The organism is Campylobacter sp. GB48 (assembly GCF_049221845.1).
Classification (GTDB): domain Bacteria; phylum Campylobacterota; class Campylobacteria; order Campylobacterales; family Campylobacteraceae; genus Campylobacter_D; species Campylobacter_D lari_C.
This window is the reverse complement of the sequence record NZ_JBMJAR010000001.1, coordinates 45,796-65,144: the sequence shown is the minus strand read 5'-3', so window position 1 is coordinate 65,144 and position 19,349 is coordinate 45,796. Positions and strand designations below refer to the sequence as shown.

Annotated in this window: 19 protein-coding genes; all 19 read left to right on the top strand. The window is 30.4% G+C overall.

Annotated elements, in window-relative coordinates:
• Positions 1-6 precede the first annotated feature (6 nt).
• The 19 genes from ACOTVC_RS00340 (at position 7) to nifJ (ending at position 19,291) form a co-directional block, all read left to right on the top strand.
• Positions 7-558, top strand: coding sequence for a DUF507 family protein (locus ACOTVC_RS00340; RefSeq protein WP_039617626.1), 552 nt, complete (start codon positions 7-9; stop codon positions 556-558).
• Positions 555-1,673, top strand: a complete 1,119-nt coding sequence (gene carA / locus ACOTVC_RS00335; RefSeq protein ID WP_214114862.1) for a glutamine-hydrolyzing carbamoyl-phosphate synthase small subunit — start codon at positions 555-557, stop codon at positions 1,671-1,673. Before ACOTVC_RS00340 ends, carA begins: the two co-directional genes overlap by 4 nt.
• On the top strand, positions 1,670-2,332 hold the full coding sequence (locus ACOTVC_RS00330) for a sulfite exporter TauE/SafE family protein (protein ID WP_421627349.1): 663 nt from the start codon (positions 1,670-1,672) through the stop codon (positions 2,330-2,332). Before carA ends, ACOTVC_RS00330 begins: the two co-directional genes overlap by 4 nt.
• A gap of 106 nt (positions 2,333-2,438) precedes the next feature.
• Positions 2,439-3,905 (top strand): cytochrome-c oxidase, cbb3-type subunit I, encoded by a 1,467-nt coding sequence (gene ccoN, locus ACOTVC_RS00325; RefSeq protein ID WP_039617631.1) that lies wholly within the window; start codon positions 2,439-2,441, stop codon positions 3,903-3,905.
• Between the two features lie 11 nt (positions 3,906-3,916).
• A complete protein-coding gene (ccoO, locus tag ACOTVC_RS00320) occupies positions 3,917-4,582 on the top strand; it encodes a cytochrome-c oxidase, cbb3-type subunit II (protein WP_039617633.1) in 666 nt (221 codons plus the stop codon).
• 8 nt (positions 4,583-4,590) lie between these two features.
• Positions 4,591-4,794 (top strand): cytochrome c oxidase, cbb3-type, CcoQ subunit, encoded by a 204-nt coding sequence (locus tag ACOTVC_RS00315; RefSeq protein ID WP_039617636.1) that lies wholly within the window; start codon positions 4,591-4,593, stop codon positions 4,792-4,794.
• The gene (ccoP, locus tag ACOTVC_RS00310; protein WP_214114864.1) at positions 4,794-5,672 is read left to right on the top strand and encodes a cytochrome-c oxidase, cbb3-type subunit III; all 879 of its coding nucleotides are present in this window, start codon (positions 4,794-4,796) and stop codon (positions 5,670-5,672) included. The genes ACOTVC_RS00315 and ccoP overlap by 1 nt, the downstream gene beginning before the upstream one ends.
• The gene (locus ACOTVC_RS00305) at positions 5,672-5,884 is read left to right on the top strand and encodes a DUF4006 family protein (protein WP_039617641.1); all 213 of its coding nucleotides are present in this window, start codon (positions 5,672-5,674) and stop codon (positions 5,882-5,884) included. Before ccoP ends, ACOTVC_RS00305 begins: the two co-directional genes overlap by 1 nt.
• Before the next feature lie 2 nt (positions 5,885-5,886).
• Positions 5,887-5,988: a hypothetical protein gene (locus ACOTVC_RS00300; RefSeq protein ID WP_087685197.1), complete on the top strand. Its 102-nt coding sequence runs from the start codon at positions 5,887-5,889 to the stop codon at positions 5,986-5,988.
• Positions 5,985-6,560, top strand: coding sequence for a hypothetical protein (locus ACOTVC_RS00295; RefSeq protein ID WP_421627346.1), 576 nt, complete (start codon positions 5,985-5,987; stop codon positions 6,558-6,560). Before ACOTVC_RS00300 ends, ACOTVC_RS00295 begins: the two co-directional genes overlap by 4 nt.
• Position 6,561: 1 nt before the next feature.
• The gene (locus ACOTVC_RS00290; protein ID WP_214114866.1) at positions 6,562-7,074 is read left to right on the top strand and encodes a FixH family protein; all 513 of its coding nucleotides are present in this window, start codon (positions 6,562-6,564) and stop codon (positions 7,072-7,074) included.
• The gene (locus tag ACOTVC_RS00285; RefSeq protein WP_421627344.1) at positions 7,074-9,461 is read left to right on the top strand and encodes a PD-(D/E)XK nuclease family protein; all 2,388 of its coding nucleotides are present in this window, start codon (positions 7,074-7,076) and stop codon (positions 9,459-9,461) included. Before ACOTVC_RS00290 ends, ACOTVC_RS00285 begins: the two co-directional genes overlap by 1 nt.
• Positions 9,458-12,202, top strand: a complete 2,745-nt coding sequence (locus ACOTVC_RS00280; RefSeq protein WP_257905877.1) for a RecB-like helicase — start codon at positions 9,458-9,460, stop codon at positions 12,200-12,202. The genes ACOTVC_RS00285 and ACOTVC_RS00280 overlap by 4 nt, the downstream gene beginning before the upstream one ends.
• A complete protein-coding gene (locus ACOTVC_RS00275; RefSeq protein WP_087685202.1) occupies positions 12,195-12,839 on the top strand; it encodes a hypothetical protein in 645 nt (214 codons plus the stop codon). Before ACOTVC_RS00280 ends, ACOTVC_RS00275 begins: the two co-directional genes overlap by 8 nt.
• 78 nt (positions 12,840-12,917) lie before the next feature.
• Complete coding sequence (rplM, locus tag ACOTVC_RS00270) at positions 12,918-13,343, top strand: 50S ribosomal protein L13 (protein ID WP_039617653.1); 426 nt, start codon at positions 12,918-12,920, stop codon at positions 13,341-13,343.
• Between the two features lie 2 nt (positions 13,344-13,345).
• Positions 13,346-13,735 (top strand): 30S ribosomal protein S9, encoded by a 390-nt coding sequence (rpsI, locus tag ACOTVC_RS00265; protein WP_039617655.1) that lies wholly within the window; start codon positions 13,346-13,348, stop codon positions 13,733-13,735.
• 249 nt (positions 13,736-13,984) lie between these two features.
• Entirely contained in the window at positions 13,985-14,971 is a 987-nt protein-coding gene (locus ACOTVC_RS00260; protein ID WP_087685203.1) for an OmpA family protein, read from the top strand.
• 3 nt (positions 14,972-14,974) lie between these two features.
• On the top strand, positions 14,975-15,619 hold the full coding sequence (locus tag ACOTVC_RS00255; protein WP_421627340.1) for an HAD family hydrolase: 645 nt from the start codon (positions 14,975-14,977) through the stop codon (positions 15,617-15,619).
• Positions 15,620-15,736: 117 nt separating this feature from the next.
• Positions 15,737-19,291 carry a pyruvate:ferredoxin (flavodoxin) oxidoreductase gene (gene nifJ / locus ACOTVC_RS00250; protein WP_214098955.1) on the top strand — a complete coding sequence of 1,185 codons (3,555 nt, stop codon included), beginning with the start codon at positions 15,737-15,739 and terminating at the stop codon, positions 19,289-19,291.
• Positions 19,292-19,349 lie beyond the last annotated feature (58 nt).

Sequence of the window (19,349 nt, the reverse complement as noted above, 5' to 3'; positions counted from 1 at the left end):
GAATAAATGCGTATCAAACCAGCTCACATACCTTATATAGCAAATAAAATAATACTTGATTTAATGCACTCTTCTTTTGTAAAAATTAAAGATGATAGTCAAAAGCTTTTAAAAATAGCAAAAGAAATTATAGAAATAGATGTTTTAAATGAACGTAAGCTTGATGAAAAAGCAAAAGAGCTTTTAGAAAGTCAAGAAGATGAAATCGAGTTTATGCAAATAGATAGAAAAAGTATGTTTTGGATGATTAAGAAAAAATTGGCAAATGAGTTTAAATTTATGCTTGATAGTGAAGATAGATACAATAATCTTTCTCACAAAATTTTAGAAAATTTAGTAGAAGAAGATTTGATAAATTACAATGTATCGGAAAATCGTGTGAAAAATCTCATTTTCTCAAGTATTATGTCTTATTTAAAAGAGTATGAAAATTTAGAAGATTTGGTTTATGAAAAAATTTCAAATTATAAAAGAAAGCTTATCCCAGGTTCTGAAGAATATGAATTAGTATTTGAAAAGCTTTACCAAGAAGAGCTTAGAAAAAAGGGACTTTTATGAAAGCATATATTTATATAGAAAACGATGTTTTTTTAAGCGCAAAAGCTTTTGGAGAAGGTGGAACTTTTTTTGGCGAACTTGTCTTTAATACTTCTTTGACAGGATATCAAGAAATTATTTCCGATCCTTCATATGCAGGTCAATTTGTGGTTTTTTCAATGCCAGAAATTGGTATAGTTGGTGTTAATGATGAGGATAACGAAAGCAAAGAAGTTTTTGCTAGTGGCATGATTATAAGAGAGCTAAATGAAGATTATTCAAATTTTAGAGCAAATGACTCTTTAAGTGCTTATTTAAAAAAACATGGAAAAATAGGTATTTGTGAAATTGATACAAGATTTTTAGTTAAAATGATTAGAGATCAAGGCAATTTAAGAGCTGTTATTTCTACTGAAATCAAAGATAAAGAAGAACTTAAAAAAATGCTTCTTTCTAGTGCTAAAATTGATGAGGTAAATTATGTAGCTCAAGTTAGCACTAAAAACTCTTATAAGCATAGTAAAGGTGCTTGGGATCATAGTAAAAAAGCTTATGAGAATGTAAAAGCAAGTGGTAAAAAAGTAGCTGTGATTGATTATGGTGTAAAAGAAAATATTTTAAATGAGCTTGTAAGCGTAGGACTTGAAGTAGAAGTTTTTCCTTATAATACCAAGGCAAAAGATTTGATTGATTTATATCAAAAAGGTGTAATTCATGGGGTGTTTTTATCCAATGGGCCAGGCGAGCCAAGAATTTTAAAAGATGAAATTGCAGAGATTAAAAAATTAGCAGAAGCAAAAATTCCCATGTTAGGTATTTGTTTGGGGCACCAACTTTTAAGTAATGCTTTTGGTTATGAAACTTATAAGATGAAATTTGGTCAACACGGTGCAAATCACCCAGTAATCAATCTTACAAATAACACAGTAGAAATTACAGCACAAAATCACAACTATAATGTTCCTGAAGAAATAGCAGAGGTTGCAACAATTACTCATAGAAATTTATTTGGTAATAATGTAGAGGGTGTAAGATATAAAAATTATCCTATTATATCAGTACAGCACCATCCAGAAAGCTCATCAGGGCCACATGAGAGCAAGTATATTTTTAAAGAATTTTTAGAGCTTTTGTGAATTTAGATTTTATTGCTTTAGCGAGTATAGCTTTTCTTTCGAGCTTTGGACATTGCTATGGAATGTGTGGAGGCTTTGTTTTAGCTTATACTCAGCTTTCAAAGCAAATCAAACTTCCTTTTTCTCTTTTGATTTTCTCTTATCATTTATCTCGAATTTTTGCTTATGTTTGCTTAGGTGTATTTTTTGGAATTTTTGGAAATTTATTTTCTTTTAATGAATTTGCAAAAGGTGTAATGTTTTTTATTATTGGGCTTTTTATGATGATTTTATCTTGTGCTTTAATTTTTAAAGGAAAATTTTTAGTTTTTTTTGAAAATTCTTTAATTTTTGACTATGTCATTAAAAAAAGCATTTCAAGATTAATTCAAAACAAGTCTTTAAAAAGTACTATTTTTTTAGGCTTTTTAAATGGTTTTGTGCCTTGTGGCTTAGTATATTTTTATATAGCTTTTGGAATGAGTGTGCAAAATGTTTATTTAGCAGCATTGATTATGCTTGTTTTTGGACTTTCAACCTTGCCTGCATTGGTATTTTTTGCTTATTTTTCTAAAGCACTAAATGAAAAATTTCAAAAAACGGCTAGTTTGATTTCTTACTTATTAATCTTTTTATATGGAGTGTATTTTTCATATACAGGCTTTATACTTACAAAGTAATTTATTAACAGATAATTAATAAACATAATTTTTAAGCTAAAAAAGATATTAGTTATCATATAATATAAAGATTGCATAATTGCAGAAAAAAAATTAAGGAGAGGAAATGCACCCAGGAAATGCATTAAACTATGACTATACGGTCGCTAAATATTTTATGTTTGCTACCTTATTGTTTGGTGTTATTGGTATGGCTATTGGAACGCTTATTGCTTTTCAAATGGCTTATCCGGATTTAAACTATTTAGCTGGTGAGTATGGTACTTTTTCAAGACTTAGACCATTACACACTTCAGGTGTAATTTTTGGTTTTATGCTCTCAGGAATTTGGGCTACTTGGTATTATATTGGTCAACGCGTGCTAAAAGTTAGTATGGCAGAATCAAGCTTTTTAATGTTTATTGGTAAATTGCATTTTTGGCTTTATATGATCACTATGATTATAGCTGTTATCACTTTATTTGCAGGTGTTAGTACTTCAAAAGAATACGCAGAACTTGAATGGCCACTTGATATATTGGTAGTTTTAGTTTGGGTTTTATGGGGTGTAAGTATTTTTGGGCTTATCGGAATTCGCCGTGAAAAAACTTTATATGTTTCACTTTGGTATTATATAGCTACCTTTTTAGGTATAGCAATGCTTTATCTATTTAATAATATGGCCGTACCAACATACTTTGTAAGTGGAATGGGTGATTGGTGGCATAGTGTTTCTATGTATGCAGGAACAAATGATGCGTTAGTTCAATGGTGGTATGGACACAATGCTGTTGCATTTGTATTCACTGTTGGTATTATTGCTCAAATTTATTATTTCTTGCCAAAAGAAAGCGGTCAGCCAATTTTCTCTTATAAATTATCTTTATTTGCGTTTTGGGGCTTAATGTTTGTTTATCTATGGGCAGGTGGACACCATTTAATTTATTCGACTGTACCTGATTGGATGCAAACTATGGGCTCAGTTTTCTCAATTGTTCTTATTTTACCTTCTTGGGGTTCAGCAATTAATATCTTGCTTACTATGAAAGGTGAGTGGAGTCAATTAAGAGAAAGTCCATTGATTAAATTTATGATTTTAGCTTCAACTTTCTACATGTTCTCAACTTTAGAAGGTCCTATTCTTTCTATTAAATCAGTTAATGCATTAGCACACTTTACAGATTGGATTCCAGGTCACGTTCATGATGGTACTTTAGGTTGGGTTGGCTTTATGACTATGGCTGCGCTTTATCACATGGTACCTAGAATGTTTAAAAGAGAGCTATATAGCAAATCATTAATGGAGGCTCAATTTTGGATTCAAACCACAGGTATAGTACTATATTTTAGTTCTATGTGGATAGCAGGTATTACTCAAGGTATGATGTGGAGAGCTACAGATGAGTATGGTAACTTACTTTATACTTTCATCGATACTGTTGAAGCTATTATTCCTTATTATTGGATTAGAGCTGTGGGTGGCTTGTTATACTTAGTAGGATTTTTCATGTTTGTTTATAATATTTATAAATCAATTTCAGTGGGTAGAGTGCTTGATAAAGAACCAAAAAGTGCTTCACCTATGGCAGCATAAGGAGGAAAAATATGTTTAGTTGGTTAGAAAAAAATCCATTCTTTTTTGCTGTAGCAGTATTTATTGTAATTGCATATGCAGGTATTGTGGAGGTTTTACCTGATTTTGCACAAAATGCAAGACCAATTGAAGGTAAAAAACCTTACACTGTTTTACAACTTGCAGGACGTCATGCTTATATTAAAGAAAGTTGCAATGCATGTCATTCGCAACTTATTCGTCCTTTTAAATCAGAAACAGATCGTTATGGTATGTATTCAGTTAGCGGTGAATATGCTTATGATAGACCATTTTTATGGGGTTCAAAAAGAACAGGACCTGATTTATTGCGTGTAGGAAATTTTAGAACCACTGATTGGCATGAAAATCATATGTGGGATCCAGTATCTGTAGTACCTGGTTCTATTATGCCAGCCTATAAGCATATGTTTAGTAATAATGCAAACATAGAAACAGCTTATGCGGAAGCACTAACTGTAAAAAAAGTTTTCAATGTACCTTATGATGCTGAAAATGGTACAAAACTTGGTACTTGGGAAGAAGCTCAAGCAGAAGTTAAGGCAGAAGCTCAAGCTATAGTAGATCAAATGAAAAACCAAGATGTTAAAGATGCGTTTGCTAGAGGTGAAATTAGAGAAATTGTAGCTATAATCGCGTATCTTAATAGCTTAAAATAGGAAAAACTATGGATTTAGAACTAATAAGAGAGCTACAGGCTTATGGTTTTTTTGCTCTTGTAGTATTTTTAGTGGTGGTTTTGTATTCTTATTGGTTTCATTTGTATAGATCTGAAAAGACAGGTAGAAGAAACTATGAAAAATACGCTGATTTGGCACTGCATGATGAAATCAGCGATCGTGTTTTAGAGCAAAATAAAAGGAGTGCTTAATGCAATGGTTGAATTTACAAGATAATGTTAATTTGTTATCTTTTATTGGAGCAATTCTTATCATCTTGATTACACTGGTTGTGGTAGGAAAATTGTTTAAAAGTATGAAAGAAGAAAAAAGCCAAGGCGAACTAAGTGAGCATAGTTGGGATGGTATAGGTGAGTTTAAAAATCCTATACCACTTGGCTGGGCTGTTGTATTTTTCTTGGCTATAGTGTGGTGTATATGGTATTTTCTTTGGGGATATCCTTTAAATAGCTATTCTCAAATTGGTGAGTATAATAAAGAAGTGCAAACACATAATGAGAAATTTGCGCAGAAATTTGCAAATTTAAGTGCACAAGATAAACAAGAAATGGGTAAAAATATTTTCTTGGTTCAATGTTCTTCTTGTCATGGAATTACTGGTGATGGTATTAATGGAAAAGCACAAAATCTTAATATTTGGGGTTCAGAAGAAGGACTTATAGAAGTAATTACTAAAGGTTCTAAAGGTATGAATTATCCTATGGGCGAGATGTTAAGCGCAGCGGATAATGGTATAGATGAAGCTGATATTCCTGCAATTGCAGCTTATGTTGCTTCTGAAATTTCAGCGATTAAAAAAACTGAAAATCCTCAACTTATAGCAAAAGGAAAAGAACTTTTTGCAACTTGTACAGTATGTCATGGTGAAGATGGAAAAGGAACTATTGATGGTCAGTTAGTAGCTCCAGATTTAACAAAATATGGCAATGCTGAATTTGTAGTAGATGTTTTAAATCGTGGTAAAGCAGGAAGTATAGGGGTAATGCCTCATTTTAACAATGGGTTGTTAAATGAGCTTCAAAAAGAAGCAGTTAGTGAATATGTGATTTCTCTTTCAAGGGGTGAATAATGGAAAATTCAAATAGATGTGTATTTTCACTTTCAGGCGTTAGTGGAATGTTAATAGCAACTGTTTTATTGTTATCGATTTTAGCTGGACTTACTGTTTGGGGTCTTAAAACTCAGCAAGATGTTATGCAAAAACCTTATAAAATAGAAAATGCAGAGCAAATTAAAATGTTTGACTCTAAAAGAGAAGAACATATCATCATAAAGGAATGATTATGGCAAAAGTTCTTGAATACTTAATCATAGCTGGCTTAGTTGTAGCAGCAGGAATTACTGCTTGGTCGGTTTTAACTGTAAATCATCTTTTTATAGGATGAAAAATATATTTAAAGGCGGTTTTTTAACCGCCATTTTTATTTGCTTTACTAATTTCTTGTATGCTGAAATATTATTAAATGATAACATCTTAAACACTGCAATAGAACAAAACATCACTTTAAGTTCGAAACAAATTCATGAGTTAACTGGTGTGAATATCGCTTTAGCCTTAAGTGATAAGAAAGATTTTGAAAATTTAAAAAGCTATGAAGCTAATTTGAGTAAACCATATATTTTACTTGTTTTTTCTAAGGCTTCGCATAAGGTAGATATACTTGCAAGTGATGATGCTTTAGCTTTTTTTGATAAAGAAGGCGTTTTAAGTCCTTATCCTGAAAAAGGAACGATTTTGCCTATACTTGCAAATCCTAAACAAAAAGACATTTACAACGCTGCTATTTTAAATGGTTATGCAGATATTGCCGATCAAGTGGCAAATCATTTTAATATAAAGCCTTTTTATGGAAACTCAAACCGTGATACTTTAAATATCATGAGAATTTTAATTTATGGCTTTTTATGCGTTGCAATTTTAATGCTAGTTCAAAGAAAAATCAAAAGGAGAAGATAAAATGGAAAATAAGAAAACATTTTGGCCTTATGGTATTTTGATTTCTTTGGGGCTTATTGTTATAGCTTGTATTGTTACAATTTTTATTGCAAGCAAGGCACCTGTGTATGAAGATAATTTTTATTTTGATTCTTATCAAAATGTAGAGTTAAATTATAATGAAATTCAAAACAGACAAAAGACTTTTGATGAAAATTTTAAACTAAGCATTAAAGATAAAGAAAGCTTTGTGCATAAGAAAAATAAAGTTTATTATATCAATGAAGGGCAAAATGAGCTGAGAATTGCTATTGAAAATTTAAAAGATTATGACTTAAGTAAGCTTCAAATTCAAACTTTACTTTCACGCCCACATACAAATGTAAATGATGAGAATTTACAAGTTAGATTAGAAGGAAGTGATTTAGTATTTGATTTTAATCTCAAAGAAAAAGGTGTTTGGCAAATACTTTTAAAAATCACTCAAGATGAAAATAGTGTAGGATTTTTTAAATTCTTTTTACAAACTAGATAATGAAACTTTTTGTATTTAGCTCACTAAGAGCTTTAAGAAAGTATTATGAGAAAAAACTACAGAATGATAGTTTAGTAGAACCGGCTATGAGTGTAGCTGAATTTATGCAAAAATTAGTTTTTTCTCCATATTTTCAAGCAACTCATTATGAGTGTTTGCTTTTGATGAAAAAGGCTTGCGAGCAAACTAAAAATTTAGAGCAAAGTTTAAAAATACCGAGTAATTTTTTTGCTTTCTTAAAGAATAATGCTTATTTATTTAGTTTCTTTAAAGAGCTTAGTTTAGAAAAAAAAGATATCAACTCGCTAAAATTTCATGATGCTTATGCTCAGTATGATGAGCATTTGCAAATTTTAGAAGAACTTTTTAAAAATTATCTTGCTTTATTAAAAGAACAAAATTTATATGATGATATTTCTTTGCCACTAGATTATGAAATTAATAATGATTTTTTAAAAAATTATGATGAGATTATTTTTGATTTTCAAGGTTTTTTAAATGCTTTTGAAGTAGAGCTTTTGTTAAAAGTTAAGGAAATACTTCCTCTTAAAGTACAGTTTAATTGCACTAAATTTAATAAAGATTTTTTAAATACTCTTAGCTTTTTACAAGGACTTTCTCTTAAGGAAAATTATGCTTATTTGTTTGATGTAAATCAAAAAACAATTTTAAAAGAAGAGTGCTTTTTTAAAGAAAGTAAAATTAGTTATAAAAGTTTTCACTTAAGATCTTTACAAGCTGCTTTTGTTTTTGAAAAAATTAATTCTTTTTTAAAATCCGGTATAAGTGCAAAAGATATTGTAGTGATTACTCCTGATGAGAATTTTGTAGATATTTTAAGACTTTATGATAAAAACAATGTTTTAAACTATGCAAGCGGAGAAAGTATTAAAAACACACTTTTTTATCATAGACTAAAGTCTTTGTATGAAAGTGCTAAAGATGATGAGTTTGAGTATGAAGAAAATGAAGATTTTTATGAAAGGTGTAATTTAAACAAACATTTGTGCAATTTACACTTTTTTTCTTCTAACGTTGATTTTGCAGAGTTTAAAAAGTTTTTTGATGAAAATATTTCTTATGATTTTTTTGAGAATTTTATTTTTAATTTGCTAGAAGATAGTGAAGAGGAATTAAAAAATTATATACATCAAGAGCTTATTTTTATCAAAGAGCTTATAAAAACACACAAGTTAAGCTTTGTGCAAATTTTAGAATTATTTTTTATGCAAATTGATGGTATAAAATTAAGCAGTGTTGGTGGTGGTGAAGTTACTGTAATGGGACTTTTAGAAAGTAGGGGGCTTAGATATGATGGGGTAATTATAATTGATTTTAATGATGAGTTTATCCCAAAAAGAGTTTCAAGCGAATTATTTTTAAATAATGAAATTCGCAAAAAAGCAGGACTTATCACTCATGCTCAAAGAGAAAATTTACAAAGACATTATTATTATACTTTAATAGCCAAGGCAAAATTAGTTGGAATTTCTTATGTGGAAAATGAAGAAAAAATCAAATCAAGATTTTTAAATGAACTTGAACTTCCACTTTATGAAGATAAGACTTATAGTAATAATGCTTATGTGAAGTATTTCCAAACTTATCCTTGCACTTTTAATCTTGAACCTATTGTAAGTATTAAAGCAAAACATGATTATTTTCAAAATGATCTTTCTTTTTCAAGATTTCATCTTCTTGTACATTATGGTTTGGATTATTATTATAAGTATGTTTTAAAATTAAAAGAGCCAAAGACTTTAGATGATACACTTAGAGCAAATGAGTTGGGGGGTTTTATTCATAAGGCTTTAGAGCTTTATTATACACAAAAATCTAAAAATCATTTTGATTATGAAGTTTTTATGCAAGTGGTAAAAAGCATTAAGCAATACCGAGTTGATGCGCTAAATTTAGCTTTAATACAAACTATATTTAAAGAATTTCAAATACTTGAAAATGAGCATTTTAAGCAAGGTTATGTGGTAGAAAAATGTGAATTTAATCCACCAAGAAAAGAATTTATTGCAGAAAATGGAGTGAAAATTTACGCCATAGGCTTTTTAGATAGAGTAGATAATAATGGCAATGAAAGATTAATTATAGATTATAAAAGTGGCAAGGCTGATGAAAAGTCTTATCAACTTGCTTTTTATAAGTTTTTATTAGAAAGTCAAAATGCCTTATTAAACACAAAAGCTTGTTTTTATGATCTTAAAAATATCAAAATCATACATGAAAATGCTAAAAGTAAGAGCGTACAAGAACTGAAAGATTTGCTTAATGAGCTTGCTAAAGAGCCTTTGGAAAAAGAATTTTTTAATCAAAAAAACGACAATACCTATAGCCCTTATACCATGCTTTATAAAAAGGAGTTTAAGCTTTGAGTTATCATTTTGAGCCTTTTTTAGCTTTGGAAGCTAGCGCAGGAAGTGGAAAAACTTTTGCATTAAGTGTGCGTTTTGTAGCTTTGGTTTTAATGGGAGCTAAGATTAATGAAATTTTAGCCCTTACTTTTACTAATAAAGCTACAAGTGAAATGAAAGAAAGAGTTTTTAAAACCTTTTTAGAGTTTGATGTGCTTGAAAATGGAGAGAATAAAGCAGAGTGTGATGAGCTTATGAAAATGCTAGGTAAAAGCAAAGATGAGCTTATAGCTTTAAGAGAAAAATATAAAGAGGAATTTTTAAGATCCAAGCTTAATATCTACACTTTTGACAGCTTTTTTTCGCAAATCATTCGTTCTTTTGCTTTAAATTTAGGTCTTATGAGTGATTTTGACATTATAGAAAGTCAAGATAGTTATAAAAATTTCATCACTAAATTAGATGAAGAAGAATTAAGGGCTTTGGCTTATTATATTGTTCAGACAAAAAGCAAGAGTGATTTTTTACAAAATCTTGAAAGCTTGTATGAAAGATCTTGTGAGATAAAATCTATACAAAATGCACATTTTCCAAATAAAACTTTTTTAGAAAAAAGCTTAAGTGAGTTTATAACTTATGCAAGAAATTTAAGCACAGATAAAAACTATCAAAAAAATTTCGAATTTGAAAACATAGAAGATTTCTTTACTAAACCTATTATTTGTGATTTAGATAAAAAATATTTTGTAAAAGTCATCGATAGTGAATTTTTACAAAAAAGAGCAGAGTTTTTACAAAGCGCAAAAGAGCATTTTACTCAAATGGAAAATTACCGCATAAGTATGCTTGCAAAGCTTTTGAAGCATTTTAAAGAAGCAAGAAATGAAAACAATGCCAAGCAAAATGCATTGACTTTTTCAGATATAGCTTTAAAAACTTATGAGTTAATTAGTGATGAAACTAATAAAGATTTGATTTATTTTAGGCTTGATGGCTATATTTCGCATTTATTAATCGATGAATTTCAAGATACTAATGTTTTGCAGTATCAAATTTTAAAACCCATCATTGCTGAGCTTGTTTCAGGCGAGGGAGTGAAAAAAAATAGAAGCTTTTTTTATGTGGGGGATAAAAAGCAAAGTATATATGGTTTTAGAGGGGGTAAAAAAGAGCTTTTTGATAAGCTTTTAAAAGACTTTCCGCAAATTAAATTAGAACATTTAGATACTAATTATCGTAGTAAAAAAATCATTGTTGATTATGTAAATGAAGTTTTTAAAGATAAATTTTTTGATAGCTTTTTAAATCCTAGCTTTACTTTGCAAAAAAGCATTAAAGAAGGTGGATATGTGGAAGTTTTGCAAAATCATATCCCACCAAAAAGTTCTTTGCATGAAGCAAGTGGTAAAGAAGTTTTAAAGATCATTCAAAAGCTTTTAGAAAAAGGTGTAAAGCTCAGTGAAATTTGCATTTTGGTATGGATTAATAAAGATGCTACTTTAATGAAAGAATTTCTTGAAGAAAATAACATTAAAGCTTATACGCAAAGCAATGTAGCTTTGATGGATTGCATTAGTGTAAGAGTGCTTTTTGAGTATGCAAAGGCTTGTGTACTTAAAGATGAGTTTAGCTTGTACTTTGCAAGTAGTATTTTAGAAAAAGAACTTGAGTTTATAACGCTTGATTTAAACCGCAGTGTAGGTGAGATTTTAAAATACCTAGTACATGTTTTAAAACTTGATTTAAGCGATGTTAATCTCATCGCATATTTAGAGTATGCAAGCACTTTTGATAATTTTTTTGATTTTTTATTTGCTCCATGTGAGCTAAAATCTTTGCAGGCTCAAGATGATGGAGTAAGCATTATGACTGTGCATAAATCTAAGGGGCTTGAATTTGAAAATTTAATCGTACTTGATAGACTTAGTAAAAAAGCTCCGGATAATGAAACTTTAATGTTTGAGTATGATTTAGAGCAAGGTTGGGAAGTAAAATACCGACACAGTGCTAGAAAATATCTTGAAGATCAAAATTACAATGCTTTTTTAGCTAAAAGAGAAAAACTTCAAGCAGAAGATGAGATAAATTGTCTATATGTGGCGCTTACTAGAGCTAAAAATTCTCTTTTTATTGTAAAAAACGATGAGAGTTTCAAAACCTTTAAGAGCTATTTTCAAGACTATAAAGAAAAACAAATAGGCATTATAGAAGAACAGCTTTCAAAAACAAAAGAGCCTTTAGAAAATTTAGAACAAATAGAAAACTTTGAAGAATTTCAAAAGGTAAATTTACAAGAAGTTAAAGTAAAAAGTCATCTTTCAAGTGTGCAAATACATTTTGGTTTGGCTTTGCATGAGTTTTTGCAATATTTTGATTTTAACACTAAAAGCAATTTTGAATTTTGCAAACAAATGGTGTATAAAAAATATCGTTTTTACTTAGATGATGAAGCTTTTAATGAGCTTTTTAAAAGACTTACTATGCTCTTAAAAGATGAGAGTTTTAATGCACTTTTGGTGGGTAAAAAATTACTAAAAGAGCAAATCATCACTTATAAAGGTGATCAAAAACAACTTGATATGCTTGCATTTGATGATAATGAAGCTATCATTATAGACTATAAAACAGGCTTAAATTTAAACGAGCATAAAAAGCAAGTTTTGCTTTACAAAGAAGCCATAGAAAAAATCTTAGCCAAGACTTCTACTAAGGCTTTTTTGGTGTATATTTTAAAAAATAAAGTGGAGGTAATGTATGTGTAGTATAGATAAAGAACAATTTTATGGTAATATTTCTCTTTTTCACGATAAAATAAAAAATGGAAACAATCATCGATATTTATCTTGGGAGCATTGTTATAGGTATTTTTATATCAATAGGGGTTATGTAGATTATGATTATGCTTCTTTGATGTTATCTTTTTATTTAGCTAGTTGGGGTATGTATAGGGGTTCTTCTTTTTTATTGCGCTATGATTATAAAATATATAAAACAATGTTAGAAGAGTTGTTGACTATTGATTTATGGGATAAGCATGATTGGAGTCAAATAACTGAAGCAGGTAAAATTATAAAAGAAAATTTATTAAAGTATAAAGATAAAAATAAAGATAAAATTAGTGATATACTGATCACAAAAATTTTGTTAGGAATTTTTGGCTGCACCCCTGCTTATGATAGATTTTTTGTAAATGGATTAAAAAAGTATAATATAAACAACAATAAGATACCGATACAATATTGTAAAGATAGTTATATGGGGATTATGGACTTGATAGATAGATGTAAAAGTAGTTTTGAATTCCCAAAAATAAAATTAAAATCCAATGAAAATATATACTATCCAGATATGAAAATTATGGATATGTATTTTTGGATTTTAGGACAACAAAAGCTTTAAATATTCTTAAATTAAGTATTAATTAAGCTAAAATAATTATAATCTCATTTTTAAAAAATTTTTGGCAAAGGTAAGATGATGACAAAGATAACAAAGCCAAACGAAGTAAAACGCGAATGGATCGTTTTAGACGCTGAAGGAAAGCGTTTTGGTCGTCTTTTAACAGAAGTAGCGACTATTTTAAGAGGTAAAAATAAACCTTGCTATACTCCAAATGTTGATTGTGGAGATTATGTAATCATTATCAATGCTTCTAAAGCAGTTTTCACAGGTGCAAATAAAGCAGAAGATAAACTATATCACAGACATTCAGGGTATTTTGGAAGCGTAAAAAGTGAAAAATTTGGTGATTTATTAGAAAAAAATCCAGTTAAATTATATAAATTAGCAGTTCGTGGTATGCTACCTAAAACAAACCTAGGTAGAGCTATGCTTAAAAAATTAAAAATTTATGCAGGTAGCGAACACCCTCATACTGCTCAAATTGCTAATAAAGGAAAATAATCATGGCAACAACATACGCAACAGGTAAAAGAAAAACCGCTGTAGCTAAAGTTTGGGTAAAAGCTGGTAGTGGTAAAATCATCGTTAATGGTATGGATTTAAACACTTGGCTTGGCGGACATGAAGCTATAAAATTAAAAGTAGTTCAGCCTTTATTAGTAACTAAGCAAGAAACTTCTATGGATATTAAAGCAACAACTTTAGGCGGTGGATACAGCGCTCAAGCCGAAGCTTTAAGACATGGTATTTCAAGAGCTTTAGCTGCTATGGATGCAGATTTTAGAGCATTATTAAAACCAAAAGGACTTCTTACTAGAGATAGTAGAACTGTTGAGCGTAAAAAATACGGTCGCAGAAAAGCAAGAAGAAGCCCACAATTCTCTAAACGTTAATTTTTTTGGATCCATTCTTTTGGATCCATTCTCTCTTTAGTTTTCAAAATCATATTTTTTTATATATTTTTGTTTTGTTTAAAATCAAAGGATTTTTTGTTTAGAATAAACTTTTATAATTTCAAAGTCCGATCAGGGAAACCTCCTTTTTGTAGTAAATTTAAGCCCTTTTCCCAAAAAGGGGCTTATTTTATTTTAATCTTCTTTTTATATAATATCTCATTTATTTTTATTATTTAAGGATAGTTTATGAAAAAAATTATAGGATTAGTTAGTTTAGCTAGTGTTTTGTTTGCTTTTGATGCTAGTAAAATAGAAATCACTCCAACCTTTAATTATACAACCCCAGAAGGAAATTTAGATCTTAAAAATTACGGTGGAGTAGGTTTAAGATTTGGTTATCATTATGATGATTTATGGATAGATCAAGCTGAGCTTGGCTTAGAGTATTATGATAATGCAAAATATAACAATCCAAATGATAATACACATACAGATACCAGTGTTTCAAGATTTTATGTAAATGCTATTAAAGGAATTGATTTAGCTAATCATGTATATTTATATGGTTTATTAGGAACAGGTTATGAGTATTTAAGTCATGGAGCTTATGAAAATAAAAGTGGTATGTTTGCTCAATATGGTGCGGGTTTTAAATTTGCACTTGGCGAAGATTTAGCTTTAAGACTTGAAGCAAGAGATCAAATTAAATTCAATAATGGTGATCACAATTTGATTTCTAGTGTTGGCTTGAGTTTTTATTTTGGCAATAAAGCTCCAAAAACTCCTCAGCCTGCAACTAAACAAATCGAAGAAAAACCACAAACAAAACAAATTGATAAATCATGTCCAGAGCCAAGAAAAGGTGCTTTACTTGATCATATAGGTTGTGAAAAAACAATAGCACTTGAAGGACATTTTGGTTTTGATCAAATCACTATAAACCCTGAATTTGCACAAAAAATCCAAGAAGTAGGTAAGGTTTTAGAAGAAAACCCACAATATTATACTATTTTAGAAGGTCATACAGATAGCACAGGCCCTAAAGTTTATAATCAAAAATTATCATTAGAGCGTGCAAAGGCAGTTGCAAAAGAACTTGAAAAATCAGGTGTTGCTAAAGAGAAAATTGCAACTAAAGGCTATGGTTTTGAAAAGCCAAAAGCAAGCAATGATACTAAAGAAGGTCGTGCGCAAAATAGACGCGTGGAAGCAAAATTTTTCATTAAAGAATAAGCTTTGTTAAAAAAGACAATTTTGTTTGACTTAGATGGCACTTTGATAGACTCTACAAGTGCCATTTTAGACGGTTTTGATGCTGCTTTTAAAGCTTTTGGTGAGCCTTTAAGAGATTATGAAGCCATTAAAGCTTTAATAGGTTTTCCTTTAGATGCAGCTTTTGAAAAACTTGGAGTGCCAAAAGAAAAAACAAGTGGGTATATTAATGCTTACAGAAGCATATATCAAAAAATCTATATAAAACAAACTTCTTTGCTTTCTTTGGCAAAAGAAAGTGTATATGAAGCTAGTTTATTTGCTGATTTAGCCGTTGTAACGACTAAAAGTTCTAAATTTTCCAAACCTTTACTTGATCATTTAGGTATAGGAGAGTATTTTAAAGTTATCATAGGTAGAGATGATGTAACTTACCCAAAACCAAATGCTGAGTCTATTTTATTAGCTTTAGAAAAATTATCTAAAAGCAAAGAAAATGCATTTATGATAGGAGATACTCATTTAGATATCCAAGCAGCTTGTAATGCAGGTATTAAACCCATAGCAGTAAGTAGTGGCTATGAAAGTAAGGAAAGTTTAGCTAAATTTAAAATTCCACTTTTTGAAAATACTTATGAAGCTGTAAAACATATAAAAAATATCCAATAATTTCACATTCAAACCCTATACGCATAAATAATAAAAAATTTTTATCATTGTTTAAGACAATTAAAGATAAAGTAGCTATTAATTTTAAGTAATTATTTTAATTATAAGGATAATTAAATGAGTAAAATAATGAAAACAATGGATGGTAACGAAGCAGCAGCTTATGCTGCCTATGCATTTACAGAGGTTGCTGGAATTTATCCTATTACCCCAAGCTCTCCTATGGCAGATTATACTGATATATGGGCTTCTCAAGGTAAAAAAAACCTTTTTGGAGTACCGGTTAAAGTTGTGGAAATGCAAAGTGAAGCAGGAGCGGCAGGGACAGTTCATGGTTCTTTGCAAGCAGGCGCTTTAACTACCACTTATACAGCCTCTCAAGGGCTTTTATTAAAAATACCAAATATGTATAAAATCGCAGGTCAGCTTTTACCTGGGGTTATCCATGTGGCAGCTAGGGCTTTAGCTTCTCAAGCATTGTCTATCTTTGGAGATCATCAAGATGTTTATGCTGCAAGACAAACAGGCTTTGCTATGCTTTGCTCACACTCTGTGCAAGAAAGTATGGATTTAGCAGGTGTTGCACATTTAGCAGCTATTAAAGGTAGAGTGCCTTTTATGCATTTTTTTGATGGTTTTAGAACGAGTCATGAAATTCAAAAAATCGAAGTAATGGATTATGCACATTTTGATCGCTTATTAGATCGTGAGGCTTTGTTAGAATTTAGAAATTCCTGTCTAAATCCAGAAAATCCAAAAACAAGAGGTACGGCTCAAAATGATGATATTTATTTTCAAACAAGAGAGTTAGCAAATAAATATTATGAAGCTATTCCTGATATTGTTAATGAATATATGCAAGAAATTTCAAAAATTACAGGAAGAGAATACAAGCCTTTTGTATATTATGGGGATAAAAATGCAACACGCATTGTAGTAGCAATGGGTTCAGTAACCGAAGCTTTAAAAGAAGTTGTAGATCATCTAAACAGCAAAGGCGAAAAAGTAGGGATTTTAAAAGTTCATTTATACAGACCATTTAGTTTAAAATATCTATTTGATGTAATGCCTCAAAGTGTTGAAAAAATAGCTGTTTTAGATAGAACTAAAGAGCCAGGAAGTTTAGGCGAGCCACTTTATTTAGATTTAAAAAGTGCTTATTATGGAAAAGAAAAAGCACCTTTAATCGTTGGTGGTAGATATGGACTTTCTTCAAAAGATGTTGATCCTGCTCAACTTTTAGCGGTTTTTGAAAACCTAAATCAAGCTAATCCAAAAGATGGTTTCACTATAGGAATTAATGATGATGTGACTTTTACTTCATTACCTGTGGGAGAAAAAATTTCTTTAGGTGATGAGAGTACTATAGAGTGTTTATTCTATGGACTTGGTGCTGATGGTACTGTAGGGGCGAATAAAAACTCTATTAAAATTATAGGGGATAAAACAGACTTTTATGCGCAAGCTTATTTTGCTTATGATTCTAAAAAATCAGGTGGTTATACAAGAAGCCATTTAAGATTTTCTAAAAAACCTATCACTTCAACTTATTTAGTTTCTACACCACATTTTGTAGCGTGTTCAGTGGCTGCGTATTTAGAAATTTATGATGTTTTAGCGGGTATTAGAAAAGGCGGAACTTTCCTTTTAAATAGTATTTGGAGTGCACAAGAAACTATTAAAAAAATTCCTAACGCGGTAAAAAGAGTTTTAGCACAAAAAGAAATTAATTTTTATATTATCAATGCTACAAAACTTGCTAGAGAAATAGGACTAGGTAGTAGAACAAATACAATCATGCAATCAGCATTTTTCAAACTTGCCAACATCATTCCTTTTGAAGATGCGCAAAAATATATGAAAGAATTAGCTTATAAATCATATAGTAAAAAAGGCGATGCTATAGTTGAGATGAATTATAAAGCTATTGATGTAGGTGCAGATGGACTTGTAAAAGTTGATATTGATCCTTCTTGGGCAAATTTAGCTGATGAAGTAAAAGAAGAAACTGTAGCTTATAAAGGTACTGAGTTTGTTGAAAAAATCGCAAAACCTATGAATGCGGCTAAGGGTGATGATTTACCAGTTTCAGCATTTTTGGGCTATGAAGATGGTAGTTTTGAGCATGGTACTACTGAGTATGAAAAAAGAGGCGTCGGTGTTATGGTGCCAAGATGGATAGAAACTAATTGTATTCAGTGTAACCAATGTGCCTCAGTATGTCCACATGCGGTTATTAGACCATTTTTAATAGATGAAAAAGAATTAGAAAATGCTCCAGCAGGTGTGAAAGAGCATAGCTTAAACGTAAAAGGCGTAAAAGAGCAAAAATTAAATTTCAAAATTCAAGTTTCACCGCTTGATTGTACAGGTTGTGAGCTTTGTGTACATGAGTGTCCTACTAAAGAAAAATCTTTAGTAATGGTACCACTAGGTGAAGAGCTTGATCATGGTGAGCAAGAAAATGCAGATTATTTATTCAAAAAAGTAAGTTATAAAGATAATATCTTAAATAGAGAAAATGCAAAAGGTATTCAATTTGCTCAACCTTTATTTGAATTCCATGGTGCGTGCCCAGGTTGTGGGGAAACTCCTTATATTACTTTAATCACTAGATTATTTGGTGAAAGAATGATTATTGCTAATGCAACAGGTTGTAGTTCTATTTATGGTGGTTCAGCTCCTTCAACTCCATATAGAAAAAGCAATAAAAATGGTCATGGGCCTGCTTGGGGTAATTCTTTATTTGAAGATAATGCTGAATTTGGTCTTGGTATGAAAATAGCAACTGAAACAACAAGACATAAAATAGAGCAAATTATGAATGAAAGTATGCAAGAAGTTCCTAATGCACTTTCTGCATTATATAAAGAATGGATTGCAAATAAAGAAGATTCTAAAGCTTCTTTAGAACTAAGAGATAAGTTAGTACCATTGTTAGAAGAAAATAAACAAATTAAGGCTGTAAATGATATTTTAGAGCTTAAAAGCTATTTGAGTAAAAAATCACATTGGATTTTTGGTGGTGATGGTTGGGCTTATGATATAGGTTATGGTGGGCTTGATCATGTTCTAGCAAGTGGTGAAAATGTAAATATTTTAGTTCTTGATACCGAAGTTTATTCAAATACTGGAGGTCAAAGCTCAAAATCTTCAAGAACAGGCTCAGTAGCCCAGTTTGCTGCAGCAGGCAAGCCAGTGCAGAAAAAAGATTTAGGCCAAATTGCTATGACTTATGGTTATATTTTTGTAGCTCAGGTGAATTCTAATGCAAACTATGCACAGTTGTTAAAAGCTGTAATGGCAGCAGAAGCTTATGATGGGCCTTCTTTGATTATTGCTTATTCTCCTTGTATAGCTCATGGTATTAAAGGTGGGCTTGGAAATTCAGGAAATCAAGCAGAACTTGCTACAAAATGTGGATATTGGCCAACTTACATCTATGATCCACGTTTGGAAGCTGAAGGTAAAAACCCTTTAACAATTTCTTCTAAAGAGCCTGATTGGGATTTATATGAAAGCTTTTTAATGAATGAAGTACGTTATAGCTCACTTAAAAAATCAAATCCTGAGCAAGCAAAAGAATTGTTTGAAAAAAATAAAGCAGAAGCACAGCGCCGTTATAGACAACTTAAACGTCTAGCAAGTGCTGATTTTAGTAACGAAAATTAAAATTTGTTTCGATTTTTACTTGTGAGTTTATGGGTACTTGTTGCTTTTGGTGCTAAGT